Raw genomic sequence first — 5,137 nt, forward strand, 5'->3', positions numbered from 1 at the left:
CAGAGTCCGGGTCGTCTCTTCGAGCCGGGAGGAGAAGTTCTCGCTGCTCTCCTGTGCGGTCCGGATGGCCTGTTCGGCGCTGGCCAATTCGCGGGACAGGGCCTTGCCGGTGTCGCGGATCTGCTCGCTCAGACGGCCCTTCGGCAGGTAGGTCGAGGCGAGGCGCTCGGTCAGGACGTCCGTGATCGGCTCACCGGCCACGAGCAACCGCTCCAGTTCCCGCGCGAGCGCGCCATTGGGTTCGGCGATGATGTAGGACCAGAGCTCATAGTTCACCGGGGTGGGCCAGATGCGCTGGGACTCCAGATGCTCCAGCGCAAGGCGGGCGAGTTCGTAGGCCTCAGGTGACCTGAACCTGGCCTCTATGTCCTCCGCCATGTTCTCCTTCCCTTGGCTCCCGCCCCGGTGCAACCAAAGCGTCAGCGACGCCCTCTCTCTGTCTCAGTTCCGCCCCTGAGCCATCGAGTCAAGCACAGAGACCTCCCGGGTTCACTTTCGCCCGGAGGTGACCGGGCGGGTGAGGAAGGCCGGAAGCTCGGACCCGAACCCCACGACCGGTTTTTCGGACCGACGAGCCTCATCGGAGTCCTCACGGCTCCTGGACCTGGTCGGGCCCGGTCGTTCCCGACGATCTGCGCGAATGGGGCGCGGATCCGGCGCGGCCTCCGCTGACCGGCGCTCTGAACGGTCCCTGGGGGCCGGGGTGGGTTCTGCAGCGGGCGCCTGGACGGAAGCGGTCGCCTCGGGCTTGATCCGGGTCTCGGACGGGGCTTCCCGACGGGGCCGCGGGGGTCGGTCCTGGTCGTCACGGGCCCTTCCCCTCGGGGCGGCCCGGCCGCGGGGAGACTTTCGATCTTCCCGCGGCGCATCCTTGATCGCGGCGAAGTCGACGCCCTCGAGGACGACCTCCTGCGGGTCCTTGCCGATCAGCTTCAGGACCTTGTCGATGTTCTTGGCGTCGGCAGGCGTGACGATCATGAAGGCGCGGCCCGATTTGCCGGCGCGTCCCGTCCGACCGATCCGGTGGACATAGTCGTCGGCATGGTGCGGCACGTCGTAGTTGAAGACGTGGCTCACATCGGGGATGTCGAGGCCTCGGGCCGCGACGTCGGACGCGCAAAGCAGCTTCAGGTCGCCGTTCCGGAAGGCGTCCAGAGTGCGCATGCGGGTCTGCTGGTCGAGGTCGCCGTGAATGGCGGCGGCGTCAAAACCGTGGGTCCGCAGGCTCTTGGCGACGATGTCCACCTCGGACTTGCGGTTGCAGAAGACAATCCCGTTCTTGATCCCCTCGGCTTCGATGAGCATCCGCAGGGCGGTCCGCTTGGCCTTCGGGTCGGAGGTCGGCAGCCGGACAATGTGCTGGGCGATGGTCTCGGCGGTGGTGGCCGGCCTTGCCACCTCGATCCGCACGGGATCATTGAGGAACTGCTGGGTCAGCCGGGTGATCTCGGGCGGCATGGTCGCCGAGAAGAACAGGGTCTGCTTCTTGGGCGGCGTCAGACGGAAAATCCGCTCGATGTCGGGAATGAAACCCATGTCGAGCATGCGGTCCGCCTCGTCGACGACCAGGATCTGGACGCCGGTCAGCAGCAGCTTGCCGCGCTCAAAATGGTCAAGGAGGCGGCCAGGGGTGGCGACCAGCACATCGACGCCGCGGTCCAGCTTCAGTTCCTGGTCGCTGAAGGAGACGCCGCCGATCAGGAGGGCCCAGGAGAGCTTGCGCACCTGGCCTGCGGAATAGCGTTCAAAGGCGGCGGAAACCTGGTCGGCCAGCTCCCGGGTCGGGGCGATGACAAGGGCTCGGGGCATCCGCGCCCGGCTGCGGCCGGACGCCAGGCGTTCGATCATCGGCAGGGTGAAGGCCGCGGTCTTGCCCGTGCCGGTCTGGGCGATGCCCAGGACGTCCCGCCCGGTCAGGGCGACGGGGATGGCCTCGGCCTGGATGGGGGTTGCGGTGGTGTAGCCGGTGTTGGAGATGGCCTGCAGGATTTCAGGGGACAGGCCCAGTTCAGAGAATTCGGTCATTATTTGCCTAAAGGGCGACGGGCCCGACCCGCGGGGCGGGGGCGCGCACGGCGCAGCGGCGCGGACGTCGGTCGTCGCGCGCCGCGGAACATACGGGCTGGGGGGGCCAAGTCAACGCGCAAGCGAAGGCGCAGGCCCCGTTTGGTCTAGAGGTCGAGGTCGGCGGTCGCGAACTCGGCGTTCTCCTGGATGAACCGGAAGCGCATCTCGGGCTTGCGGCCCATGAGGGCCTCCACGAGGTCGGCCACGGACTCCTCGGAGCGGGGGAGGGTCACCCGGGCCAGGATGCGCCGGGCCGGGTCCATGGTGGTCTCGCGAAGCTGGGCCGGCATCATCTCGCCCAGGCCCTTGAAGCGGCCAATCTCGGGCTTCCTGCCCTTGAACTCGGTGGCCAGCAGGGTCTCCCGGTGGGCGTCGTCGCGGGCGTAGACCACCTTGCCGCCATGGCTGAGGCGATAGAGCGGGGGGAGCGCCAGGTAGAGACGCCCCGCACGGATCAGCTGGGGCATGGTCCGGTAGAAGAAGGTGATCAGCAGACTGGCGATGTGGGCGCCGTCGACGTCGGCGTCGGTCATGATGATCACGCGGTCGTAGCGCAGGTCCTCCTCGCGGAAGCGTCCGCCGCCCTGGACGCCGAGGGCCAGCATGAGGTCCGACAGCTCCCGGTTCTGGAGCAGCTTGTCCGGTGTCGCCGAGGCGACGTTCAGGATCTTCCCGCGGAGCGGCAGGATGGCCTGGGTGCGGCGATCCCGGGCCTGCTTGGCCGAGCCGCCGGCGCTGTCACCCTCGACAATGAAAATCTCGGAGCCCTCGGCGGCCTGGGCGGAGCAGTCGGCGAGCTTGCCGGGGAGGCGTAGCTTGCGGGTGGCGGAGGCCCGGGCGACCTCCTTGTCGCGCCGCCGTTTGAGACGCTCCTCGGCGCGCAGGAGAACGAAATCCAGGAGGGCCCTCGCCGACTTCGGCTGGGCGGCCAACCAGTGATCGAAGGGATCGCGCAGGGCGGTTTCGACCAGCTTCTGGGCCTCGGCGGAGGACAGGCGTTCCTTGGTCTGGCCCTGGAACTCGGGGTTGGCGATGAAGACGCTGACGAGACCGCCGGCCTGGGCGACCACATCCTCAGCCGTCAGCAGGCCCGCCCGCTTCTCGCCGACCAGCTCGGCATAGGCCTTGAGCCCGCGTGTCAGGGCGGCCCGAAAGCCGGCCTCGTGGGTCCCGCCCTCGGGGGTGGGCACAGTGTTGCAGTAGGATTGGAGAAAGCCGTCCGCCTCACCGAAGCCGGCGCCTGTCCAGGCGACAGCCCATTCGACCTTGCCAGGATCGCCCTTGCGCTCGAACCGGCCTGTGAAGGGCTCCGGCGTGATCGTCTCAACGCCGTTCACCCGCTCGGCGAGGTAGTCGGCGAGGCCGTTGGGGAACCGCAGGACGGCCTCGGCGGGGGTCTGGTCCTGGATCCGGGAGGGATCGCAGGTCCAGCGGATCTCGACGCCTCCGAACAGGTAGGCCTTGGAGCGCGCCATCCGGTAGAGGCGGGCCGGACGGAAGACGGCGGAGTCGCCGAAGATCACGGGATCGGGCCGGAAGGTAATGACCGTGCCATGCCGGCGGGTCGGTCCCAGCTTCTCAAGCGCGCTGACGGGCTTGCCACGGCTGAAGGTCTGGCGCCACTCGAAACCGTCCTTGAAGGCGGTCACCTCCAGGTGCTCGGACAGGGCGTTGACCACGGAGACGCCGACCCCGTGCAGGCCGCCGGAGGTCTCATAGGCCTTGCCCGAGAATTTCCCGCCCGAATGCAGGACGGTCATGATGACCTCGAGGGCGGACTTGCCCGGGTGCTTGGGATGCGGATCGACGGGGATGCCCCGGCCGTCGTCCCGGACCGTCAGAGCGCCGTCGGCGTCCAGACGCACCTCGATGACCCTGGCGTGACCGGCGACGGCCTCGTCCATGGCGTTGTCCAGGACCTCGGCGAAGAGATGGTGCAGGGCGCGCTCGTCCGTGCCGCCGATGTACATGCCCGGCCGCTTCCGGACAGGCTCCAGGCCCTCGAGGACCTCGATATCCTTGGCGGAGTATCCCCCGCCTTTTGCGGCGGGCGTTGCAGGCGCCGGAACCGGGATGGGCTCGGGCGCAGGCTCCGCGAGGCCGGCCGGCCTCGGCTCGGGCTGCGGATCGTCGAAGAGCGAGGCTTGGGGAGGGGACCCGGACATGTCCCAAGTTTGCCGCGATTCGGCGTCGCCCGCCGTGCAAGGAAAAGGGCCGCCGGATCCTTCCGGCGGCCCCCTCGTGCGTCAGCGACGGATCGCTGGCGTCAGCACTTGTAGTACATGTCGAACTCGACCGGGTGCGGGTGCAGCTGGAGCCGCATCACCTCTTCCATCTTCAACTCGATGTAGGAGTCGATGAAGTCGTCGTCCATGACGCCGCCGGCCTTCAGGAAGGCCCGGTCCTTGTCGAGGCTCTCGAGAGCCTCGCGCAGCGAACCACAGACCTCGGGGACCTTCTTCTGCTCGCGGGGGGGCAGGTCGTAGAGGTTCTTGTCCTGCGGGCCGCCCGGATCGATCTGATTGATGATGCCGTCGAGGCCGGCCATCAGCAGGGCGGTGAAGGTCAGGTAGGGGTTGCCCATCGGGTCGGGGAAGCGGGCCTCGATCCGCTTACCCTTCGGGCTGTCGACGTGCGGGATGCGGATCGACGCCGAGCGGTTGCGGGCCGAGTAGGCCAGCTTCACCGGGGCTTCGTAGCCCGGCACCAGGCGCTTGTACGAGTTGGTGGTCGAGTTCGAGAAGGCGTTGATGGCCTTGGCGTGCTTGATGATGCCGCCGATGTACCAGAGGCACATCTGGGACAGACCTGCGTACTTGTCGCCGGCGAACAGCGGCTTGCCGGCGCCCCAGATCGACTGGTGCACGTGCATGCCAGAGCCGTTGTCGGCGAACATCGGCTTGGCCATGAAGGTCGCCGACTTGCCGTAGGCGGCGGCCACGTTGTGGATGACGTACTTGTAGAGCTGCATCCGGTCCGCCATCACCACGAGGGTGTCGAACTTCAGGCCAAGCTCATGCTGGGCGGGGGCCACCTCGTGGTGATGCTTCTCGGGCTTCATGCCCAGCTC

General features: G+C 68.1%; 2 protein-coding genes and 2 pseudogenes. All 4 read right to left on the reverse strand.

Annotated features, from left to right (window positions below):
• Window positions 1–378, reverse strand: a pseudogene (locus IM632_RS09860) (GGDEF domain-containing protein); the annotation flags it as partial.
• Between the two features lie 111 nt (window positions 379–489).
• Entirely contained in the window at window positions 490–2,025 is a 1,536-nt protein-coding gene (locus tag IM632_RS09865; protein WP_296519087.1) for a DEAD/DEAH box helicase, read from the reverse strand.
• A 146-nt stretch (window positions 2,026–2,171) separates the two neighbouring features.
• Window positions 2,172–4,232, reverse strand: coding sequence for a DNA topoisomerase IV subunit B (gene parE / locus IM632_RS09870; protein WP_296519085.1), 2,061 nt, complete (start codon window positions 4,230–4,232; stop codon window positions 2,172–2,174).
• Between the two features lie 101 nt (window positions 4,233–4,333).
• Window positions 4,334–5,137: pseudogene (gene glnA / locus IM632_RS09875) on the reverse strand (glutamine synthetase); the annotation flags it as partial.

It is taken from the genome of Phenylobacterium sp. (assembly GCF_020402505.1).
Lineage (GTDB): Bacteria > Pseudomonadota > Alphaproteobacteria > Caulobacterales > Caulobacteraceae > Phenylobacterium.